Origin of the sequence: Microbispora sp. H10830, from assembly GCF_014161375.1 — a bacterium.
GTDB classification, from domain to species: domain Bacteria; phylum Actinomycetota; class Actinomycetes; order Streptosporangiales; family Streptosporangiaceae; genus Microbispora; species Microbispora catharanthi.
Map to the genome: position 1 here is coordinate 1 of NZ_JABBWX010000001.1, position 20,498 is coordinate 20,498.

Genomic DNA, 20,498 nt, shown 5'->3' on the forward strand with positions numbered 1-20,498 from the left:
CCACCCGCAGACGATCCGGCCGAACCCCTGGCGCACACCGCCCTGGCCGCGTCATAGTCACACCAACCCACAACTCGCCGACCCCACATGATCAGCAGCGAGTTACACCACTCAGCGGGACATCACCCGACTACCAGGACGCCTGGCAGCCCTGAGCGACGAGCCCACCCGTTCCGACGCGTCGGCGGTGGTGTCCCGCCTTCTCGGCAGTACGGCGGTGTTTTACGCTTCGGCTCTGTGAGTCGTTCGGCAGCCGGAGGGGGCTCGCGATCACCGGCAGCCGGCAGGCCATGAGCGACTCCCTGAGCAAGCCTGTGTTACCTGGAACTACAGGACCCAGCGCGGGCGTAGGGGCGAACGGGGGAGGCGATGGCAGAGCCGTCATCTCCGGGGACGGGACCGCTGTCACCGGATTTCAGCGGCATCGACCCGGGCGGCATGCGCGAGTTCATCGACTCCCTCGCGCGCGGCCACGGCGTCATCAGGCAGGAAACAGACGCCATCCGGCGGATTTTGGCCTCTGCAAACGTCTCGGCTGCCGGCCTGAATCCCGTCGGAGAGGTCCTGGCCTGGCTTGAGACCGAGCTGCCGAAACTGCGGCGGCGCCAGGCCGAGATTCTCGCGTCCGAGAAGGTGCCGGGGTGGCTGCCCGGCATGGGCTCCGGCCTGGTGCCGTTGGACGAAGGCGCGATACTCACCGCGTCCGGGGCCCAGCGCCAGGGCAAGGCGCTGGCCGAGCGATTCGCCGATACGACCGCGAGGGACTACGGCTTCCCAGTCGGGAAGACGAACGACGACGCTTTCACCCATCTGGTCGCCGAACTGAACGCGCGCCGGAACGACCCCGACTTCGTCGCCGCTTTCTTCGCCGCGCTCGGGGCCAAGGGCACCCTCGGGCTCGTCGAGAAGCTCAGGACCGGGATGGACCACCCCGAGAAGGCGATCGACACGGTGAGCCAGGCGTTCGGCACCGCGGTCCGGGAGGGCGGCGACGTACCGGGCTTCGCCGAAGTCAGGTACGAACTCGTCACCGGCAAGGCCCCTGCCGCGGCCGGTGCCTGGTTGCGGCCCTTGCCGGCGTCCTCCGCCGGGCCGCGCCCGCCTGCAGACGTGGGATTCGCGGAACTCCGCGACGGCCAGGCGACCGTTCCTGAGCACGGCGAACGTCGGCTGGGCGACCTGCTGCGGACCGGCGAGTTTCCCACCGAGTGGCTCGCCGCGGTGGTGAGCATGCACGCCCTCGGCAAGAAGAGCACGGTCGGCGGGACAGACCTGGCAGGCTTCCTGAACGCCCTGGGCAACAACCCCAAGGCGGCCAGGACGGCGCTGTCCACCGCGACCAAAGAGTACGGCTCGCTGCCGAAGGCGCTCAGCGCGCTCAACGGTCGAGTCGAGGTTCGAGGGTCGTCGTTGGTCCAGCCGGAGGTGCAGAAGGAGGAGGACTCTCGGGCGGACGCCTTCGGCCGCATGCTGGCCTCCGCGGCCGGAGCGTACGACGAGAAGGACGGCGCCCACTCCGCCGAGGTCGCCCAAGTGGCCTTCCAGCTCATCCGCGAGCTGCCCAGGCTCGACATCCAGGAACCAACTCGTGTCCACCTCGCCGAAATCGCCGGATCGTACGCGACGGAGATCACCGAAGGAGCCAACCTCGGCGACGCCAACCGCACCCAGCCCAGCGCGTTCGGCCCGGTTAAGACCATCATCCCCGGCCTGAAGCCCGCCTTCCGGCTGAGCCCGAAAGACACCTACGCCTTCGTCAAGACGTTCGCCGACTCCCCCGACCACATCAAGCCTTTCGAAGAGGGCATGGGCGACCTCACCAACAAACTTGTCAATGCCGCCGCACGTAAGGACCGTGGCACCGGCAACATTGACAACTTGGAACGAACGATGCAGGCGCTCGGCTATGTCTCTGGGATGCAGTTCACGGCGGAGCGGAAAAGCCAGGCCGCACTCGACGTGGAAGACCAGCAGCGGATCAAGAACGAGCTGTTCCTCGCCGGCCCGGCCCTCGGCGTGGGTATCAGCTTGGAGAAGTCCCGCACCATCCGCCGCCCCTCGGCTGCGGAGTCGTTGACCGTCCAGTTCGTCGCGCCCAGCACCGCCTGCCCGGCGCGGGCCATACTCTTGATCTTGTCCTTGACCTCGGCCAGCTTCGCCTTGTACGCGACCGCGTCGCTGAGCGGATGCTGATCTCATAGACGCCGACCTCCTGCAGCAAGGCGACGTCCTCGGTCTGCACAATCTGCGCCTCGATCTCCCGCAGCCGGTGATCGGCGTCCTGGATCGCCGCCTGCAATCGGACCACGGCGGGATATGGCAGAGGGCAAGCCAGTTCTGTATGTGATCGCGTGTGGAGGTCGGCCAGCGGGGGACCTCGCCGCCTTCGTCGAGCGCCTTCAGGCGGACGGCTGGACGGTCTGTGTCATCGCGACGCCGTCAGCGACGAAGTTCATCGACGCCGAGCGGCTCAGCGCACTCACCGGTTATCCCGTACGGCACGACTACAAGCGGCCGGAAGAACCGGACGTGCTGCCCCCGGCCGACGCCATGGCGGTCGTCCCGGCGACCTTCAACACGACCAACAAGTGGGCCCAGGGCATCAGCGACACCCTGGCACTGGGCCTGCTCACCGAACCATCGGTCTCGGCCTGCCGATCGCCGTCCCCTGGCCCAACCACGCCCTCGCGAAACATCCCGCCTTCCCCAACAGCGTGGCCCGGCTTGAGGAATGGGGCGTACGGATGATCCTCGATTGGGACCGTCTCCCCGCCCCCAACTCAGGCGCACCAGGAGCAGTTTCCTTCCCCTGGGACGATCTTTACGAAGCACTGCACGCCATACGCGGAAACATCGGCTCTTCACCTGGCTGAAACGGCTTTGTCGCCGGTCACCCGAAGGCGCTCGCGTGGTCGGCGATGAACGGGAAGCGACTCACCAGTTGGTCTCCCCGGCGAAATACTTGGCCGCCCGGCAGCAGGATGTCGCGCTCCAGCTCCAGTTCCCGGATCCAGGCCTTGAGCTGCTTGTTCTCCTCTTCCACGTCGCCCAGCGATAGCGGGGCCTGCGAATGCTTGGGCATCGGCCTCGCCTTTGCGTGCACCCCGGCCACCGAGGTGATCGTCCGGGTCAGCTCCGACAGGTATAGCGCCCCGCGTCGGCTTTGACGTCAGGCGGGTAGACCTTCATGACCACCAGGAACTCCTCGGTCTCCAGATCCCCATGATCTGGCACTCAAGGTGTCCACACCTCGGGGGAACCCCCGACCCATGCGTGATGCGTCCGGCCACCCACACCTTCAGTCCGAAACGGACATGCGTCCGTGTTCGCTCACGCTCCGGCCTCGTGGTCCGAGAAAACTGAAGCATTGGTGGCACCGAAGTGATGCGAATCACTTCTGATGACACCTCCCCACGGAAAGGGGACAGTGTTTGAGATCGGCAATGAGTGCGCTGGTGGCTTCGCCGCGTGGCGGCGAATGCGTGGACGGGGCAGCGTAGAACACGCCAGACCGGCCTTTTCAGAACACCGAAAGCATGACCTGCTCGACGTAGTCCCACTCTCGGAGGTTGGCGGCCATCGCTGGGAGGGCAACCAACGGCCGGGTCATGTTCAGGATGAGTCGCCTCCGGTCGTTCTTCTTGGCGACGTCGCCGCGTCCGGTGCCGGCTTCGCCGGCATCAAGGAGAGTCCGCTGCGGACGGGCCCTGATCCGACCGGCCAGGCCATGCGCGCCGAAGCCGAGATCGAGCACGATCCGGCCGCGACCGGTCAGGGCAGCGGGCAGATCTGGGCAGGCGCCATGGACGGCGTCGCCTCCGGCACCCAGGCGAGCATCGCCGTCCCGGCGGACACGCTTACCGACGGATGGAAGATCCGCTGGCGCCTGCGTGCGGTCGCCGGCGACGCGGCCTCGGCCTGGTCGGATTGGCAGCAGGTCACCGTGGACGTCGTCCAGCCGGGCGAGGAGCCTTTGGCCCAGACCACCGGACCGGTGATCCGCACCGACCAGAGCTTCACCGCCGCCGCCTGGCTGCGCTGGAGCGACAAGGACGGCGACTACACCGTCCTTGAGCAGAAGGGCACCCGCCAGGCGCCGTTCCGGCTGGGCAACACCGCCGAGCACGGTTTGGTGTTCACCTTCACCAGTGCCGACGCCACCGATGCGACGGTCGAGGGCGTTCTGTCGGGGGTCGAGCCGCCGATCGATGAGTGGTTCCACGTGGCGGGCACGTATGACGCGGCCACACGGACGGCCACCTTGTACCTGAACGGAGCACAGGCCGGAACCGCCCAGTTGTCCTTCCCCGCCTGGGACGCCCAGGCTCCGCTGCGGATCGGCGCGGCGATGGCCGGGAGCATGGACGAGACCGTGGCCTATCAGCGTCCGCTGTCGGCGTCCGGAGTCGCCGATCTATTCACGCAGGCCCAGGCGGCCACGGCTCCGGCAGCGCCGTCCGTGACGGTGAGCCCGGCCCGTACGTCGCCCGGCATCACGACGAGCGCCTCTTCCACCGCCGCCGCGGATGACGGGAGCTTCTACAGGCGGGTCGACCTGGAGGACTGCCTGGCCCTGGACGACAACTACGACGGGGACACGGCGGACAGCTATGTGACCTGGATGAAGGGGGAGTACGCCTTCGGCCAGTCCAGAATCCATGAATCCACCTACAACTACTGCTGGTCGTCCTATATCTACGTCCTGGAGTTCGCCGAGAATCCGTTCACAGGCGGGATGGTAAGGGCCGCGAAGCGGTCGTTGCTCAAGAAGGCGAAGAAGAAGAGCGGGCAGTCGGTCGAGGTCGAGGACGACGACGCGTTCCGGTTCCGCGCAACCTGGGTCATGCATACCTACCTCGGTGGCACGGGAGGAAAAGAGTTCTCCGAGGGTCAGCTCTTCGCCCAATCATTCAAGGTGTTCACCCGCTTCGACCAGTTCGCGATCGTCGACGGCGACGGCGACGTGAAGGTACCGTCGGGTGACCTGAGCGGGATCGAGATAGCATCCCACCCCGGCCAGGGGCTGGGCGAATGCCGCTATCAGAGCGGATCGAGAAAGGAGCGGGACGTCTCCGCATGGCATGCCGCCCCCGACGCCGAATTCATGTTCGGATGGCCGGACGGGATCGACAAGAACCGCGTCCACCGGTGCGAGGTCGGCGTCGTCGCCTTCATTCCCGGTGAGGATGTGGGCACGGGCCTGGCCATCCCGCTTTGGAGCCGGAAACTCGTCGACTCCCGCTTCATGCTCGAACAGGAGAAAATTCTCCGGCACGGCTCAGGAATCCCTGTCAGCGACTGGGACGGTGCTCCGTACACAGAGCTGGTGCCCGAGGTCCAGTGTGACTGGCAGAAGCTCGGCGGGCCCAGAACCCCCACCCGCATCGGAGGCTGCATCATTCCGTCGGTCCCCCGAGTATTCGTGATGTCCAAGAGCAAGAACCCGGATTTCGTCGAGGTCATCAATCACATCGAGAAGGCGCTCAAGCAGCGGAACAACGCGGACACCGCCCCACCGAAGCGGCCGGGCCACGACTGGACCAAGCCCGAGCTGCCGCCCGCGAAGACCACCATCGCGCTTCCGGTGAACAAGGTGATCCCCGGGAACTGGGCGGATGTCACCAGCAAGCCACTGACCAAGGTGAACACGACCGACGCAACAATCAACCGGAGACAGTTCTCCGGACTCCGGTTCACCACGGACGCGGGCACTACCGACGTGAAACGCTGGCCGAACGTTCCCGACGACTTCGTGGTGCCGCCCCGGGAGCTCGCAGGAGTGAACTACTGCAAATACTACTTCTACGACCAGTACGCGGTGACGAGGAGCTGGTATTACGGGGTCCCGAAGGCGGGATGGCTCAATTGCGATGAGTATCCGTTCGCCTCGACCAAGGAAGGTGCCGGCCGGCAGGACGGCAACTACTCCATCCGGGCGGTTTCCAAGGATGACAACATTCTCCACGGAAGAGCTCTCAACAGGTTCTATTCCGATTACCGGGTAGTGCCCGGGGAGCAGTTCTGGGTCAAGGTCGTAAGCTAGTCGAGTCTGCGGGGTGGAGGTGATCGCATGATCGCCTCCACCCCCTGTCGCTGAGATAGTCAAAGGAGCAGGACGATGGACATGACGCGGGCACTGCCCACGGAGAGTCAGTGGGACCTCCTGGACGAGCACGACTTGAACGCCCGCTTCGATGCGGCCTGGATCGACACGGAGGACGTGGAGGAAATCGCCGCGCGCTTCCGCGCAGATCCACGCTCCGGAATTCCTTGCGATCTCAAAACTGCATTTCGCCTGGCCGGCGATCGCGGGCAGGACAGTTTGGTGTGGATCGGGGCGCACTCGCCGGGCTGGTCTGTCGCGATCACCCTGGGCGGCGCTTTCACATTGCGAGAGACGGCCAGTGCGGGAGGAAGGCTTATCATCACTTATTGGCATATGGCCGAGCTGGGCGAGATCGACGATGAGGGAATGATCTACTACCAGGACGGGGAGCCCATGGGCACAGTGGGGGTGGAAAGGTTCCGGGAATATGTGCACGATCTGGACGCATTCGCTGACTTCCAGGGGGAAATGGAAAATTACCTCATCCTCGCGGGGCGGGTAACGGGCCGTTTTCTCGACCGGGCCTGGTTCGCGGTGCCGCGTGTCCTTTACCGCATTCCCAAGGGTGCGTGGCCTCGCATTCCCCACTGAGTCCGGTACCGCAGGAGAAAGCCAGGGCGAATCCAAACTTGGAGTTGTTGACGGCCCGGTGTGACTCTGGCAGATAATCCCATTCCGCTCCCGGTGGCGGCCCGGCGGCATGTGACACCTAGCGACCGCGGCCACCTGGACGGCGAAGGCACGTTACCGGCTACCGTTCGGGGGGTCAGCTTATCCCATAGCTGAGCTGGATCAGGGGAACGCCTTTTCCAGATCGTTCTGGGTGCGGATGCGAAGCTCCAGGTCACCGGTGCCGAAATGGCCGATGTTCCGGACGTCGCGGCTGAAGCCCTCCTCCAGTTCGATGCGGTCCGGATCGACCTTCACGAAGACCAGAATTGTCTGGGATTTGGGGTGGACTTCGACACAAGCGAAGTTTTTGATCCGGAAGTCTCCAGTTGGCCGTACAGGTCGGCGAGCGGCTGCGGTGCTTGCGCGAGGGATTCGGTCACGGTCTTGTACTGCGTCGGTACTTTGCCGCCGGTCTTCGACGGTGAGTTGTCCCCGGACCCGCCCGCGCCGCTGTGGGACGCGACCAGCTCAAGGGCGAGCAACTCACTGTCGAAGTCCCGGTATCGGATCAGCTCGATCGACCGGTTCATCGGCATGATCGCGTGCTCGTCATAGCGGTTGAAGTCGCCGGCGACGCACACGAGCCGGGGGTTGCTCCAGTCGATCTCCTCTGCGGCCTGCACCCCTAGCTTCCGCATGACCAGCAGTTCGAACTCGCCCCGATGGTCGAGGAGCCAGTCCAGGTAGAAAAGCCCTTGGCTGATGACGTTCTCGTTGCTGGCGCGCTTGTACTCGAAGATGACCGGGGAGCCGTTCTCGTCGATGCCGAGTGAGTCGATCCGGCCGCGATGTTTGGTCCCGGTGGAGTACTCCGTCTCCAGGAACCGTACGCCAAACAGCGTCTCCATGTTGTTCTCGATCAGGCGCTGTAACGATACCTCGACGGCGAAGGCGTTCCCTTTCAGCTCAGCTGCCTTCCCGTCTTGGATCCGGAACAGCTTCAGATCGCTCACGTGACAGCACAGCCGTCTCCTGATCTCCAAAGCTTCGCCTGGGCTTCGACTATGTGATGAGAGCGCCCCTGGATCGCGATCGGTTGCGGCAGGTTCAGGGCAGTCTGAGCTGACAGCGCGTTCCGGGGCATGTGAGCACGCGATAGCGGATTCCTCTGGCTCTCGGGGACCTCACTGAGCGGTGACCGGCCGCCAGGGCAGGTGCACCGGTTCGGAGGGGAGGTCACCGGCAAGCAGCCGGGGCAAAAGCGCGCCGATGCCGACGGGGAAGACGAGGTCGGAGGTGGTTTGAAGCTCCTGGACGGTCCACCAGCGGTGTGCGGCAATCGCCTCGCGTTCGTGGGCTTCGAGGCCGGAGGGAGCCAAGGTCAGACGGTCTACGCGGGTGAAGAAGAACGAGTCGACAGCGTGCAGGGTGAGCTCGCCGAATCGGGCAGGACCAGAGGAGACGGCCACCACCGGACCCAGCCGCTGCGGAGCCAGGATGTGACCGGTCTCCTCAAACAGTTCACGCACCGCCGCCTGAGAAAGGGTCTCTTCGTCGTCGACACCACCGCCGGGCGTGGCCCAGAAGTGGGAGGCGGGCAAATCGTCGGAGGCACGGAAACGGAACAGCAGGAGCCGGTCGTCGCGGTCGACCAGCAAAACGCGGGCGCTGGCCCGCATGGCGGGGACGGTCACCCTGCCGATCCTAGATGTACCCGATCATGGCGTTGGTGACCGTCGGCTGATCGATGGTAAGCCGTCCAGTGCGGTGTGACGTCGCCGGGTGTTGTAGTACTCCAGCCATGGTCGCAGGGCCTGGGCGCGTTGGATGTTGCTGGTGAAGAGCTGACGGTAGGCCTCCCACGCGATCTGCAGTGTGCGGTTACCCTTGGCGCCGAGCGCCTTCACCATCGCGGCATTGAGCCGCATGTGGGTGTCGTCGAGCAGGTCGAGTCGCCAGGACCTGCAGGGCACCGAGGAGCCGTCCTTGGTGGTGCAGGCGTCAAGCGAGGCGCAGCGGATCGAGTGCCGGTGCTGGGCGTGCGCGACCGCCTGGGCGTACGCGCCGGCGTCGGCGTGCGCGGGCGCGGCGACCGCGAAGATCGTCAGTATCGCCAGGGCGAGGCCGGTCAACTTCCTTGCCATCGGTCTGGTCGGGTCTGCATGATCCTCTCCGTTCTGAGGTCTCATGCAGTTGGACTCGGCCTGGCCCCGCCCGGTTGGCCACATCGCCGTATCAGGCCCGTGAACCGCTGCGTCCCCGATCGCCCATCGCGACGCTCCGCGCTGCCGACGAAAACGGCCAACCATGGCGGCTGGGTGGGGCGGTTCATTTGAACACACCGGGCTGGAGCAGCCTCGTTGACCGTGGATCCCCTGGTCAGCTCCGGTATTGACGGGCACCGGTCGGGAGCGGTCGGCACGTTCAGCTTCACGGTCAAACGACGGTCAGACAACAAAAGAGCCTGATCACTTGGAGAGTGATCAGGCCTCTGACCTGCTAGAACGATGTCGGGACGGCGGGATTTGAACCCACGACCCCTTGACCCCCAGTCAAGTGCGCTGCCAAACTGCGCTACGTCCCGTTGCCCTGGTCTCCCCGGGCACACCCAAACCTTAGCGCAGTTTCCGCCCTCGTGCGTACACGAACCGCGCCAGTGGGCCTAGGCTGGCGATCATGGGGAGGAAGGCGCGCATCGACCAGGAAGAACTCGTCCGGCTGGCCGCCGAAGGGTGGACCAACGCCCGTCTCGCGGAGCACTTCGGTGTCACTGAGTCGGGCATCCTGCAGGCGAAGCGAGCCGCCGGCCTGTCCAAGCCGATGACGGACCACAGCCGTGCCCTGCCGTGGAAGCTCCGGCGCGAGCACAGCCAGGGCGGCCCCGCCACCAACCTGCGGAACCTCTCCGCCGCGGCCCAGGGCCGCCGGATCCCCAAGGACAGGCTCAATACCGCCCTGCGGTGGGCGAACCGGCTGGTCGACAACGGGCTCGACATCGCCTACGACCCCGAGCGGGGCTTCCACGAGGTGCCCGCCGGGGACGACTCACACGTCGCCCGGGTCCTCGCCGAGGCCCGCGAAGCCACGGACGCGGCGGGCACCGGTCCCTGACCGTACGGCTCACACACCGTCGCGCGGCAGGGGCGTGGTCTCCTCGCGTACGTGCACGTGGCGCTCGCCCGGGTGGACGGCGGTGTGCGACTCGGTCTCCTGGACGTGGACGTGCGGCTCGGCCGCCGGGTCCACGGTGTACATCGTGTCCGGCTCGATGGTCTCCACCGTCTCCTCGGTCCGCGGGCGCCGGGTGTAGCGACCGGTCAACACCATGCCGACGACCCCCACGGCCATGAGAATCCAGCCGATCATTTGAAGATCGATTCCAGGAACGTCCCATTTGACGGCGAACGCGAGAACCGCGCCGACCGCGATGAAGGCGAGACTGGCCCCGAAGCCCATGGCTACCTCCTCTGCTGGTCAACCGCCCTTTACCCGCAGAATCCGCGATTACGCAAGGCGTGAAGACCGCTTTCCCGGGCAGTGCGGATGAACAACGCACTCACCCCTGGAGGCAGATATGACCGCCGTAGCATGGGTGGCCGTCGTGATCGTCGCCGTGCTGGTGATCCTGGCAGTCGGCTACCTTGTGTCGGCACGCAACCGCCGGCGCCACCTGCAGGACCGTTTCGGGCCCGAGTACGAACGGACGGTGCGGGAGAGCGACAGCCGTAAAGAGGCCGAGCAGGAACTGCTCGCCCGCGAGGAGCGCCACGCCAAGCTGGACATCCGCCCGCTCGACCCGCAGACCCGGGAACGGTACGCGAGGAAGTGGGCCGAGGTGCAGGAGCGCTTTGTAGACGCTCCCGGTTTCGCCGTGACCGAGGCGGACGCGCTGGTCACCGCGGTGATGGCCGAGCGCGGCTATCCCACGGACGAGTTCGAGCAGCGTCTGAGCGACCTGTCGGTGGCCCACGCCGCCACGCTCGACCACTACCGCAACGCCCACGACATCAGCAGCCGCGCAGCCCGGCAGGAGGCCACCACGGAGGAACTCCGTCAGGCGATGGTCCACTACCGCGCGCTGTTCCAGGAGCTTCTCGGCGACGGCGCCGACGTCGCTCTGCACGACCACGTCAACGGTGCCGCGCACACCACCGACGACTACGACGGCGCCTCCATGACCGGCCACCACGCGCACGTACGGAAGGCGGGGCGATGACCATGCGGACGAACAGGTACGACGAGCGCGACAACGTCGCCGAGCAGCCGACTCCCGAGACCCCCGAACCCCTCGAGGAGGAGGCACGCAGAGAGAGGGCTGTCGCGGACGCCGGGCGGGACGAGCACGAGGGTCCCGGTCCGGTCTACTCCCCCAGCGACGCGTACACCGCCGGCTACGCGGACGGCACGGCACGCGACGCCGGCGACCGCGCGTACCCGCGGGACACGACACCGGAAACCGGCGGTGACGCGCAGACGGACGGAACGACCGACGCGGACGGCGACGGCTCCCGCTTCCGCCAGCCGTACGGCCAGGCGGGCGACGACGTCCTCACGTCGCCCCAGACCGGCGGCAGGCACACGGCCGAGGGCGACCGCCTCGTCGCGGGCCGCCGTACGGACGACTACACCGAGCCCGGCACCCAGGCGGGTCCGTCCGGCGACGCCACGACCGGCGCGTACGACACCTACGGCGACGACGCGCACGGCGACGCTGAGACGGACGGCACCGGATATGCCGAGGACGGTGTGACCCCCGCCGACGCCACCACGGCCGCCGCTACTGGTGCCGCCGTCGACGGCCCGGTGGCCTACCCCGTCACGACCACCACCGCCGCCTCCGGCGCGGCGTCCGTCCTGGACGAGGCGCTGGACAGCCGGTGGCGCGAGATCAAGACGGGCTTCGTCGACGATCCCCGGCAGTCGGTCGAGCAGGCGGACGCGCTCGTGGAGGAGGCCCTGTCGGCCCTCACCAGCCGTCGGCAGTCGCTGCTCGACCAGTGGAAGGACAACGAGCGGGGCGACACCGAGGCGCTGCGCCTGGCCCTGCACGAGTACCACGCGTTACTGGCCCACCTGACCCGGAAGTGAGGTAACAATGCTCGCCATCGCCGCGGCGGTCGTCTTCGGGATCGCCTTCCTCCTCGACCTTCTCAACGCGAGCATCGGCATCGGCCTGACCGCGCTGCTCGCCCTCGGCCTGTGCCTGCTGTCTCTGCACCAGGCCGGCGTCGGCACCGCCGGGGTGAACTCCTGGCGCGGCGGGTGGCGGGGCGGACGCGTCCGTCGCTGACCCCGCGACCCGAACGTCTCCCCCGGAAAACACCATTCCTGAAAACGCGAAGCGGTCTCGTGGGAGCACACCTCCCGCGAGACCGCAGAACCGTATAAACGGTATAACCGCAAGAATCCGCCCCACCGGCCCCCTCAGGAGACCGAGATGCCCCACAAGGTGGAAGAGGTCATGACGCGCGATCCGGTCACGCTGCCGGAGGAGGCCCCGGTGGTCAAGGCCGCCAAGCTGATGCGCGACCGCGGGATCGGCGACGTGCTGGTGATCGGGGACGGCCGGCTGTGCGGGCTGGTGACCGACCGGGACATCGTCGTACGCGCGGTCGCGGAGGGCAGGGACCTCGCCACCACCCCGCTGGCGACGCTGTGCACCTGCGACGTGGTGACCGTCGGCCCTGACCAGGACGTGGCCGAGGCGGCGCGGCTGATGCGCGAGAAGGACGTGCACCAGCTTCCGGTGGTCGTGGACGGCCGCCCGGTCGGCATCGTCGCCCTGGCCGACCTCACCCCGGACCTCACCCGCGACCTCGCCCCCGCCCCCGCCTCCGACCTCACCCCCGCCTCCGCCTCCGGCCACGCTCCCGCCCCCGCCTGACGGCCCCCGTATGGCCCTGCCACCCGCGCAGGAGGGCGGACACCAGTGCCCTGTTCGCTCCTGCTGAAAATCATGCGTGAGTGAGCTAGCTGCTCATATAGCGTGTTCCGCATGATTTTGCCCTCCCCCCGGCGCTCCCCTGGACCACGGCCGTGCTGAGCCGTCTGCTCCGCACGTATCTGCGGCCCTACTCGCCCGCGCTCACGGCGGTGGTGCTGTTCCAGCTCGTCGGCACCATCGCCTCCCTGTACCTGCCGAGCCTGAACGCCGACATCATCGACCGTGGCGTGGCCACCGGCGACACGGGCTACATCCTGGCCACCGGCGGCTGGATGCTGACCGTGTCCCTCGTGCAGATCGCCTGCTCGATCGCGGCGGTCTACCACGGCGCCCGGGTGGCGGCGGGGTTCGGCCGGGATGTGCGGTCGGCGGTCTTCCACCGGGTGAGCGGCTTCTCCCAGCGCGAGGTCACCGAGTTCGGGGCGCCGTCGCTGATCACCCGCAACACCAACGACGTGCAGCAGATCCAGATGCTCGTGGTGATGACCTGCACGATGCTGGTCGCGGCGCCCATCATGGGGGTCGGCGGCATCATCATGGCCCTGCGTCAGGACGTCGGGCTGTCGTGGCTCATGCTGGTCTGCGTCCCGGTGCTGCTGGTCTCGATCGGGCTGATCGTCTTCCGCATGGTCCCGCAGTTCCGCGCCATGCAGACCCGCATCGACGTGGTGAACCAGGTGCTCCGCGAGCAGCTTTCCGGCATCCGCGTGGTGCGGGCCTTCGTCCGGGAGCGTGAGGAGATTCGCCGGTTCGCGCAGGCGAACGACGAGCTGACCGGGACGGCGCTGCGCGTCGGGCGGCTGACCGCGCTCATCTTCCCCACCGTGATGCTGATCCTCAACGCCTCCAGCGTCGCCGTGCTGTGGTTCGGCGCCGCCCGGGTGGACAGCGGTGAGATGCAGGTGGGCGCCCTCACCGCGTTCCTCATGTACCTGATGCAGATCCTCATGTCGATGATGATGGCCACCTTCATCTCGATCATGATCCCGCGCGCCGCGGTCTGCGCGGAGCGTATCGCCGAGGTGCTGGACACCGAGTCGTCGGTGCGCCCGCCCGAGCAACCTGTACGGCAGGTGGACCGGCGGGCCGAGCTGGAGCTGCGCGACGTCGAGTTCCGCTATCCGGGCGCGGAGGCGCCGGTGTTGTCCGGTGTCTCCTTCCGCGTGGCCGCGGGACAGACCACCGCGGTCATCGGCAGCACCGGGTCGGGGAAGACGACCCTGGTCTCCCTGGTGCCCCGGCTGTTCGACGCGACGTCCGGCGCCGTGCTGATCGACGGTGCCGACGTACGCGACCTCGACCCCCAGATGCTCTGGACGCGCATCGGCCTGGTGCCGCAGAAGCCGTATCTGTTCACCGGCACCGTGGCGAGCAACCTGCGGTACGGCAACCCGGCCGCCACCGACGAGGAGCTGTGGGAGGCGCTGGAGATCGCCCAGGCCCGCGACTTCGTCGAGGCGATGCCCGAGGGCCTGCAGGCGCCGATCTCCCAGGGCGGCACGAACGTGTCCGGCGGGCAGCGCCAGCGCCTGTCCATCGCCCGCGCGCTGGTCGCCAAACCCGAGATCTATCTGTTCGACGACTCCTTCTCGGCACTCGACCTCACCACCGACGCCAGGCTGCGCGCCGCTCTGCGCCCGTACACGGCCGACGCCGCCGTGGTGATCGTCGCCCAGCGGGTCTCCACCATCGCCGACGCCGACCAGATCGTCGTCCTGGACGACGGCGTCGTCGTCGGCATCGGCACCCATGACGAGCTGCTCGGTTCCTGCCCGACGTACGTCGAGATCGTCGAGTCCCAACTGACCGCGGGGAGTGCGGTATGAGCGACCGGCCCACGGCACGGCCCACAGCACCGGCGCGACCGCGGCCCGCCGGGGGCGGCGGTTTCGGGCCCTTCGGCGGCGGGCAGATGCCGGCGGAGAAGTCGATGAACTTCGGCCCCTCCGTCCGGCGGCTGCTGCGCCGGTTGAGCCCGGAACGGCCGAGGATCCTGGCCGTGATCGGCCTCGCCGTGATCAGCGTGGTGTTCTCCGTCATCGGGCCGAAGCTGCTCGGCCGCGCGACCGACGTGATCTTCAGTGGTGTGATCGGCGGACGGCTGCCCGCGGGAACGACCAAGGAGCAGGCCGTGCAGGGCCTGCGCGCCTCGGGCCACGGCGACTTCGCCGACATGCTCTCAGGGATGGACGTCGTTCCCGGTCACGGCATCGACTTCGGCGCGCTGGCCACGGTTCTGGCCTGGGTGCTGGGGCTGTACGTCGCGGCGTCGCTGTTCATGTGGCTGCAGGGCCGGCTGCTCAACGACGTGACGCAGCGCACGGTGTTCCGCCTCCGAGCCGACGTCGAGGACAAACTGCACCGGCTCCCACTGAAGTTCTTCGACGGCCAGCCGCGCGGCGAGCTGCTCAGCCGGGTCACCAACGACATCGACAACGTGTCCCAGACCCTGCAGCAGACGCTGAGCCAGCTGCTGAGCTCGCTGCTCACCGTGATCGGCGTGCTGATCATGATGTTCGTGATCTCGCCGCTGCTCGCGGTGATCGCGCTGGTGACGATCCCGGTCACGATGATCGTCACCGGGCAGATCGCCAAGCGCTCGCAGAAGCAGTTCGTCGCCCAGTGGGCTCACACCGGCACGCTGAACGCCCACATCGAGGAGGCGTTCACCGGTCACGAGCTCGTGAAGGTCTTCGGACGGGGCCCGGAGGTCGAGCAGGTGTTCCGGGAGCGGAACGAGGCCCTGTACAAGGCGAGCTTCGGCGCGCAGTTCATCTCCGGGATCATCATGCCGACGATGATGTTCATCGGGAACCTCAACTACGTCGCCATCGCGGTCGTCGGCGCCGTACGGGTGGCCAACGGGTCGATGAGCCTGGGCGACGTCCAGGCGTTCATCCAGTACTCCCGGCAGTTCACCCAGCCGCTGACCCAGGTCGCCTCGATGGCCAACCTGCTGCAGTCGGGGGTGGCCTCGGCCGAGCGGGTCTTCGAACTGCTGGACGCCGAGGAGCAGAAGCCCGACCCCGCCGACCCGGTGCTGCCCGCCACCCGGCGGGGGCGCGTCGAGTTCGAGCACGTGTCCTTCAGGTACGACCCCGAGCAGCCTCTCATCGAGGACCTGTCGCTGGTGGCCGAGCCCGGGCACACGATCGCGATCGTCGGCCCGACCGGCGCGGGGAAGACCACACTGGTCAACCTGATCATGCGCTTCTACGAGCTGGACGCGGGCCGCGTCACCCTCGACGGCGTCGACATCACGGCGATGCGCCGCGAGGACCTGCGCTCCCAGATCGGCATGGTGCTCCAGGACACCTGGCTGTTCGGCGGGACGATCCGCGACAACATCGCCTACGGCAATCCCATGGCCAGCGAGGAGGAGATCCAGGCGGCGGCACGGGCGACGTACGTCGACCGGTTCGTGCGCACCCTGCCGGACGGGTACGACACGATGATCGACGAGGAGGGCGGCAACGTCAGCGCCGGCGAGAAGCAGCTGATCACCATCGCCCGCGCCTTCCTCGCCGACCCGTCCCTGCTCATCCTGGACGAGGCGACGAGCTCGGTCGACACCCGCACCGAGGTCCTGGTGCAGCACGCGATGGCCGCGCTGCGCAGCGACAGGACGAGCTTCGTCATCGCCCACCGGCTGTCCACCATCCGCGACGCCGACCTCATCCTGGTGATGGAGGCCGGGAGCATCGTCGAGCACGGCACCCACGACGAGCTGCTCGCCACCCGGGGCGCCTACCACCGGCTCTACTCGGCCCAATTCGCCGGTGCCCTGGCCGGCGACGACACCCCCACGGAAGTGGGCTGAGGAGTGCCGCGTGGCCTCGGGTCACGCGGCACTCCCCACAGCGGGTCACGAGCGGGCGGACAGGGTGAACTCCTTGCGCGGCTCCTCGATGGCCCCCAGGGAGACGATCTCCCGGGGGAAGAACAGCCCGAGTGTCCAGTCCATGAGGATCCGGGTCTTCTTGTTGAAGGTCGGCATCCGCGTCAGGTGATAGGTGCGGTGCATCAACCAGGCGGGGAAGCCGCGAAGCTCCCGGCCGTAGATCTGCGCGACCCCCTTGTAGAGTCCCAGGCTCGCCACCGACCCCGCGTACTTGTGCCGGTATGGCCGCTGGGCCTCCCCCCGCAGCGCCGCGAGCAGGTTGTCGGCCAGCGTCTTGGCCTGCCGTACGGCGTGCTGGGCGTTGGGCGGGCAGAACTCGCCCGGCCGGGTGAGGTCGGGGACGGCGGCGGAGTCGCCCGCGGCGAAGGCGAAGTCGGTGCCGTGCACGCGCAGGTAGGGATCGACCCTGATCCTGCTCTTCTTGTCCAGGGGCAGGTCGCCCGCGCCGACCAGCGGGTTGGGCTTGACGCCGGCCGTCCAGACGAGGGTGTCGGCGTCGAACTCCTCGCCGTCGCTCAGCACGATGCGGCAGCCCTCCGCGGACTTCAGCAGCGTGCCCATGCGGATCTCGATGCCCCGCTCGCGCAGCTGCAGGGCCGTCCACTTGCCCATGTCGGGGCCCACCTCGGGCAGGATGCGGTCGGTGGCCTCGACCAGGATCCAGCGCATGTCCTCGCGGCGCAGCCCCGCGAAGTACTTGAGCGCGCCCGCCGCCATGTCCTCCAGCTCGGCCAGGGCCTCCACGCCGGCGTAGCCGCCGCCGACGAAGACGAAGGTGAGGGCCTTGCGGCGGACCTCCGGGTCCGGCGTGGACGCGGCGATGTCGAGGCGGCCGAGCACGTGGTTGCGCAGGGCGATGGCCTCTTCGATGGTCTTGAAGCCGATGCCGTACTCGGCCAGGCCGGGCACCGGGAGCAGCCGTGAGATCGAGCCCGGCGCGACGACCAGGTAGTCGTAGTCGATGGTGAGGTCGGGCCCCTCGTGCGGGGTGAACTCCGCCTTGCGGTCGCCCAGCCGCACCTGGGTGACCCGCCCGCTGAGGATCTGGCACTTGTTCAGCACCCGCCTGAGCGGGACGACGACGTGCCGCGCCTCGATGTTCCCGGCGGCCGCCTCCGGCAGGAAGGGCTGGTAGGTCATGTAGGAGTCGAGGTCCGCGACGGTCACGAGTGCCTCGCCGCGGCGGAGCCTGCGTTGCAGGCGGAGTGCTGTGTACATGCCGACGTATCCGCCGCCGACGATCAGAATCCGTGGGACAGCCATGGCTGTCCCCTACCCCTACTCAAGGAGGAAACGCATCGTCACCGTGGTCCCCCTGGGACCGGTGGTGACGTGGAGGTCGTTGCTCAGCATGCGCGCGACCCAGAGCCCCATGCCGCTGGTCGCGTCCTCCGGAGGCGGGTCGTGGCCCGGCTCGCCCTCGAGACGCCACTCCCGGCCGTCGTCGTGCACGGCCACCACCAGGGCCGGCCCCTCACGCCAGATGCCCAGCCGCGCCTTGGTCGACCCATGGGTGACGGCGTTGGTGGCGACCTCGTTGAGCGCGACGAGGAAGTCGCCGATCGCGTCCTCCCGCATACCACGACGCAGCGCCTCGGCGGCGGCGAACTCCCGCAGATCGGGCAGATCGGCTAAGGAGAAGGCACGCTCCCTCGCCGCTCTGGTGACGTGCGCGGGAACGCCGTCATCTTTCACCCGGTACACGCCTCCCGCCGGAAATCTGGCCGTCTCAGGATCTATGGGCTGTGGGCAGGACGAAGATACCCCGGGACACCGCCTTGGCACAGACGGTGTCCCGGGCATCGTCGCATCCTCTCATCCCGCGACGAGCTCCGCCCGGAGCTGGTCGAGGGTCTTGCGGAGGATCCGTGAGACGTGCATCTGCGATATGCCGAACTCCGCCGCGATCTCGGCCTGCGTCATGTTGCCGTAGAAACGCAGCAGGAGGATGTTCTTCTCCCGCTCGGGGAGAAGGTCGATGAGAGGCTTCAGCGCCTCGGTGTCCACCAGGGTGTCGAGCGCGTCGTCCTCTTCGGGGATCACGTCGCCGAGGGCGGCGGCGTCGTCGTCGGCACCGATCGGCGCGTCCAGGGAGAGGGTGCTGTACGCCGCGGAGGCGTCCATGGTGAGGAGCATGTCCTCCTCGGACAGACCCATCTTCTTGGCGAGCTCGGCGACGGTGGGGAACCGGCCCAGCTCCTGGGTCATGTCGGCGACGTGCCGGTTGAGCTCGGCCCGGCGCTCCTGGTAGAGGCGGGGCACCCGGACGGCCCAGGTGCGGTCCCGGAAGTGCCGCTTGACCTCGCCCGTCATGGTGACCATGGCGTACCCGCGGAAGCTGTGGCCCAGGGTGGGGTCGAAGCCGTTGATGGCCTTCATGAGGCCGACGTACGCGGCCTGGAGGAGGTCTTCCATCGGCTCGCCACGGTTGAGGTACCGCCGGGCGATGTCCCTCGCCATCGGGCGGTGCATTTCTACGATCTTCTCACGGAGGCGTTCCCGCCGCTCCTCGGACAGTCCGTCCTCGGCCAGCTCGGCCAGGAGCTCTTCGGCGGTCGGATTGCTGACGGTCTCTGCACGGACCTCGGCAGCCATCTGCGCAGTCCCCTCGTATTTTCTCGCGAGGGCGCCTACGCGCTGGGGTGACCACGCAGAAGGCACGCCTCGCTACAGTATCGAGACGAGGCCCTCTGCTGGACCTCTGCTTCAGTATATTGCCCCAAAATCAGGAGTATCACCACCCCTTCGGCACCAGTAATGTTGCCGCAGAGGAGGCGCGAGGTGTCTAACAACGGACTGCTGTCCCTGACGTCCAGCATGGCGGGGGACATCGTGGTGATCCATGTGAACGGTGTCCTCGACGCCACCACACGTGAGCAGTTCTCGGACTATCTGGACGCCGCGGCGGACGACCACGGTCCCGGCATGATCCTTGACCTGGGCGGCGTGACGTTCATGGACTCCCGGGCGCTGGGCCTGATCGTGCATCACTGGCAGCGCTCGACCACGGCCGGCGGCAACTTCGCGCTGATCTCCGTGCAATACCCGAACTCCAAGGTCATGTGGGTCACCGGCCTGTCGGAACGGCTGCCCCTGTTCGACACCCTCGACGAGGCCCTGGCCGCGTTCGCCGCCTAGAGCTCGCCGCGCCCCGCCGCCACCCCGCGCTGCCGCCCTCCGCTGCCACCCCGTGCCGGCCGCCAGCCCGCGCGTACGGCCCCGCTCAGGCCGGGGCGGCTCCCCCATGCTTCTGCTGGTGCTCGGTCACCAGGAGCTTGGCCAGGTCGGCCACCTTGACCTGGTGGTGCTGCGACACCCGCCTGAGCTCCTCGAACGCCTCCTCGGCCGAGCAGCCGCTCTTCGACATGATGATGCCCTTGGCCTGGTCGATCACCGACCGGCCCGCCAGGGCCTCCTGCATCTGCGCCGCGCCGGTCAGGACGTCGTCGAACTCCCAGATGTTGGCCAGCGCCACGGTGACCTGCTCGCCCAGCAGGGCCATGAGCGTGCCGCCGGAGCTGAACACGCCGGGGCGCACGCCGTACAGGCCGATGATCACGACGGCGCCTTCCACGGCGATCGGCACGACGAGGACCGAGCGCACCCCGTGCCGCACGGCGGTGGCGGCGTAGCGGGACCAGCGGGACTCGCGCATCACGTCGGGGATCGTCACCGGGCGCCCGGTGGACAGCGCCTCCCTCGACGGGCCCTCACGCAGGTCGCGCTCGCGATCGATCAGCACGGTGAGCTCGCTGTGGGAGGCGGCCAGCAGCACGCGCTCCTCCATCCACAGCTCGGCGGTGCCGCCGGCGCAGCCGGGGACGCCGCGCGCGACCGCCTCGGTGATGCCGCGCAGAACGCTCTCCGCCGACGTGCCCTCTGTCACACGGCCCAGCGCCGCGAGGTCACGCGCGAGAATGGATGTCGTCTCCATG

22 protein-coding genes and 1 tRNA gene are annotated in these 20,498 nt (G+C 67.8%); 12 read left to right on the plus strand and 11 right to left on the minus strand.

The features are described 5' to 3' along the window. Positions 1 to 369: 369 nt before the first annotated feature. Both HHX35_RS00005 and HHX35_RS00010 read left to right on the plus strand, forming a co-directional pair. Positions 370 to 2,193 (plus strand): DUF6571 family protein, encoded by a 1,824-nt coding sequence (locus tag HHX35_RS00005; RefSeq protein WP_182897012.1) that lies wholly within the window; start codon positions 370 to 372, stop codon positions 2,191 to 2,193. Positions 2,194 to 2,343: 150 nt separating this feature from the next. Further along, complete coding sequence (locus tag HHX35_RS00010; protein ID WP_310738814.1) at positions 2,344 to 2,748, plus strand: flavoprotein; 405 nt, start codon at positions 2,344 to 2,346, stop codon at positions 2,746 to 2,748. A 142-nt stretch (positions 2,749 to 2,890) separates the two neighbouring features. Here the strand turns inward: HHX35_RS00010 and HHX35_RS00015 are convergent, their stop codons facing one another. Next, entirely contained in the window at positions 2,891 to 3,082 is a 192-nt protein-coding gene (locus HHX35_RS00015) for a hypothetical protein (protein ID WP_182897013.1), read from the minus strand. Between the two features lie 345 nt (positions 3,083 to 3,427). Between HHX35_RS00015 and HHX35_RS00020 the strand changes: the two genes are divergently transcribed. Together HHX35_RS00020 and HHX35_RS00025 are read left to right on the plus strand one after the other, a co-directional pair. Further along, positions 3,428 to 6,043 carry a LamG-like jellyroll fold domain-containing protein gene (locus HHX35_RS00020; protein WP_182897014.1) on the plus strand — a complete coding sequence of 872 codons (2,616 nt, stop codon included), beginning with the start codon at positions 3,428 to 3,430 and terminating at the stop codon, positions 6,041 to 6,043. 75 nt (positions 6,044 to 6,118) lie between these two features. After that, entirely contained in the window at positions 6,119 to 6,697 is a 579-nt protein-coding gene (locus HHX35_RS00025) for a hypothetical protein (RefSeq protein WP_182897015.1), read from the plus strand. 201 nt (positions 6,698 to 6,898) lie between these two features. Here the strand turns inward: HHX35_RS00025 and HHX35_RS42990 are convergent, their stop codons facing one another. The 5 genes from HHX35_RS42990 to HHX35_RS00045 all read right to left on the minus strand — a co-directional run bounded on the left by HHX35_RS42990 (position 6,899) and on the right by HHX35_RS00045 (position 9,302). Beyond that, positions 6,899 to 7,033, minus strand: coding sequence for a hypothetical protein (locus HHX35_RS42990; protein WP_259404663.1), 135 nt, complete (start codon positions 7,031 to 7,033; stop codon positions 6,899 to 6,901). Then, entirely contained in the window at positions 7,030 to 7,731 is a 702-nt protein-coding gene (locus HHX35_RS00030; protein ID WP_396779419.1) for a hypothetical protein, read from the minus strand. The genes HHX35_RS42990 and HHX35_RS00030 overlap by 4 nt, the downstream gene beginning before the upstream one ends. A gap of 171 nt (positions 7,732 to 7,902) precedes the next feature. Then, positions 7,903 to 8,412: an NUDIX hydrolase gene (locus HHX35_RS00035; protein WP_220504862.1), complete on the minus strand. Its 510-nt coding sequence runs from the start codon at positions 8,410 to 8,412 to the stop codon at positions 7,903 to 7,905. Positions 8,413 to 8,436: 24 nt separating this feature from the next. Further along, entirely contained in the window at positions 8,437 to 8,862 is a 426-nt protein-coding gene (locus HHX35_RS45030) for an integrase core domain-containing protein (RefSeq protein WP_182897016.1), read from the minus strand. Between the two features lie 366 nt (positions 8,863 to 9,228). After that, positions 9,229 to 9,302: transfer RNA gene (locus HHX35_RS00045), tRNA-Pro, on the minus strand. A gap of 92 nt (positions 9,303 to 9,394) precedes the next feature. On the opposite strand from HHX35_RS00045, the gene HHX35_RS00050 reads away from it, so the two are divergent. Then, entirely contained in the window at positions 9,395 to 9,829 is a 435-nt protein-coding gene (locus tag HHX35_RS00050) for a hypothetical protein (protein WP_182897017.1), read from the plus strand. Between the two features lie 9 nt (positions 9,830 to 9,838). Here HHX35_RS00050 and HHX35_RS00055 read toward each other — a convergent pair whose 3' ends face one another. Then, entirely contained in the window at positions 9,839 to 10,174 is a 336-nt protein-coding gene (locus HHX35_RS00055; RefSeq protein WP_079319766.1) for a DUF6458 family protein, read from the minus strand. A gap of 118 nt (positions 10,175 to 10,292) precedes the next feature. Between HHX35_RS00055 and HHX35_RS00060 the strand changes: the two genes are divergently transcribed. The 6 genes from HHX35_RS00060 (at position 10,293) to HHX35_RS00085 (ending at position 16,482) form a co-directional block, all read left to right on the plus strand. After that, positions 10,293 to 10,934 carry a hypothetical protein gene (locus tag HHX35_RS00060; protein WP_259404664.1) on the plus strand — a complete coding sequence of 214 codons (642 nt, stop codon included), beginning with the start codon at positions 10,293 to 10,295 and terminating at the stop codon, positions 10,932 to 10,934. Next, on the plus strand, positions 10,931 to 11,806 hold the full coding sequence (locus HHX35_RS00065; RefSeq protein ID WP_182897018.1) for a hypothetical protein: 876 nt from the start codon (positions 10,931 to 10,933) through the stop codon (positions 11,804 to 11,806). Before HHX35_RS00060 ends, HHX35_RS00065 begins: the two co-directional genes overlap by 4 nt. A 7-nt stretch (positions 11,807 to 11,813) precedes the next feature. Next, positions 11,814 to 12,008, plus strand: coding sequence for a hypothetical protein (locus tag HHX35_RS00070; protein ID WP_030509495.1), 195 nt, complete (start codon positions 11,814 to 11,816; stop codon positions 12,006 to 12,008). Between the two features lie 147 nt (positions 12,009 to 12,155). After that, the gene (locus HHX35_RS00075) at positions 12,156 to 12,602 is read left to right on the plus strand and encodes a CBS domain-containing protein (protein ID WP_182897019.1); all 447 of its coding nucleotides are present in this window, start codon (positions 12,156 to 12,158) and stop codon (positions 12,600 to 12,602) included. Positions 12,603 to 12,754: 152 nt separating this feature from the next. After that, on the plus strand, positions 12,755 to 14,488 hold the full coding sequence (locus tag HHX35_RS00080) for an ABC transporter ATP-binding protein (RefSeq protein WP_182897020.1): 1,734 nt from the start codon (positions 12,755 to 12,757) through the stop codon (positions 14,486 to 14,488). Beyond that, positions 14,485 to 16,482, plus strand: coding sequence for an ABC transporter ATP-binding protein (locus tag HHX35_RS00085; RefSeq protein WP_182897021.1), 1,998 nt, complete (start codon positions 14,485 to 14,487; stop codon positions 16,480 to 16,482). The genes HHX35_RS00080 and HHX35_RS00085 overlap by 4 nt, the downstream gene beginning before the upstream one ends. A gap of 45 nt (positions 16,483 to 16,527) precedes the next feature. Here HHX35_RS00085 and HHX35_RS00090 read toward each other — a convergent pair whose 3' ends face one another. The 3 genes from HHX35_RS00090 to HHX35_RS00100 all read right to left on the minus strand — a co-directional run bounded on the left by HHX35_RS00090 (position 16,528) and on the right by HHX35_RS00100 (position 19,158). Then, the gene (locus HHX35_RS00090) at positions 16,528 to 17,826 is read right to left on the minus strand and encodes an NAD(P)/FAD-dependent oxidoreductase (protein ID WP_182897022.1); all 1,299 of its coding nucleotides are present in this window, start codon (positions 17,824 to 17,826) and stop codon (positions 16,528 to 16,530) included. 15 nt (positions 17,827 to 17,841) lie between these two features. Further along, positions 17,842 to 18,258, minus strand: a complete 417-nt coding sequence (locus tag HHX35_RS00095; RefSeq protein WP_182897023.1) for an ATP-binding protein — start codon at positions 18,256 to 18,258, stop codon at positions 17,842 to 17,844. A gap of 120 nt (positions 18,259 to 18,378) precedes the next feature. Beyond that, positions 18,379 to 19,158 (minus strand): SigB/SigF/SigG family RNA polymerase sigma factor, encoded by a 780-nt coding sequence (locus tag HHX35_RS00100; RefSeq protein ID WP_142557195.1) that lies wholly within the window; start codon positions 19,156 to 19,158, stop codon positions 18,379 to 18,381. Between the two features lie 186 nt (positions 19,159 to 19,344). Between HHX35_RS00100 and HHX35_RS00105 the strand changes: the two genes are divergently transcribed. Then, positions 19,345 to 19,701: an STAS domain-containing protein gene (locus HHX35_RS00105; protein ID WP_310738816.1), complete on the plus strand. Its 357-nt coding sequence runs from the start codon at positions 19,345 to 19,347 to the stop codon at positions 19,699 to 19,701. An 85-nt stretch (positions 19,702 to 19,786) separates the two neighbouring features. Here HHX35_RS00105 and HHX35_RS00110 read toward each other — a convergent pair whose 3' ends face one another. After that, complete coding sequence (locus HHX35_RS00110; protein ID WP_182897025.1) at positions 19,787 to 20,497, minus strand: GAF and ANTAR domain-containing protein; 711 nt, start codon at positions 20,495 to 20,497, stop codon at positions 19,787 to 19,789. Position 20,498: the final 1 nt, after the last annotated feature.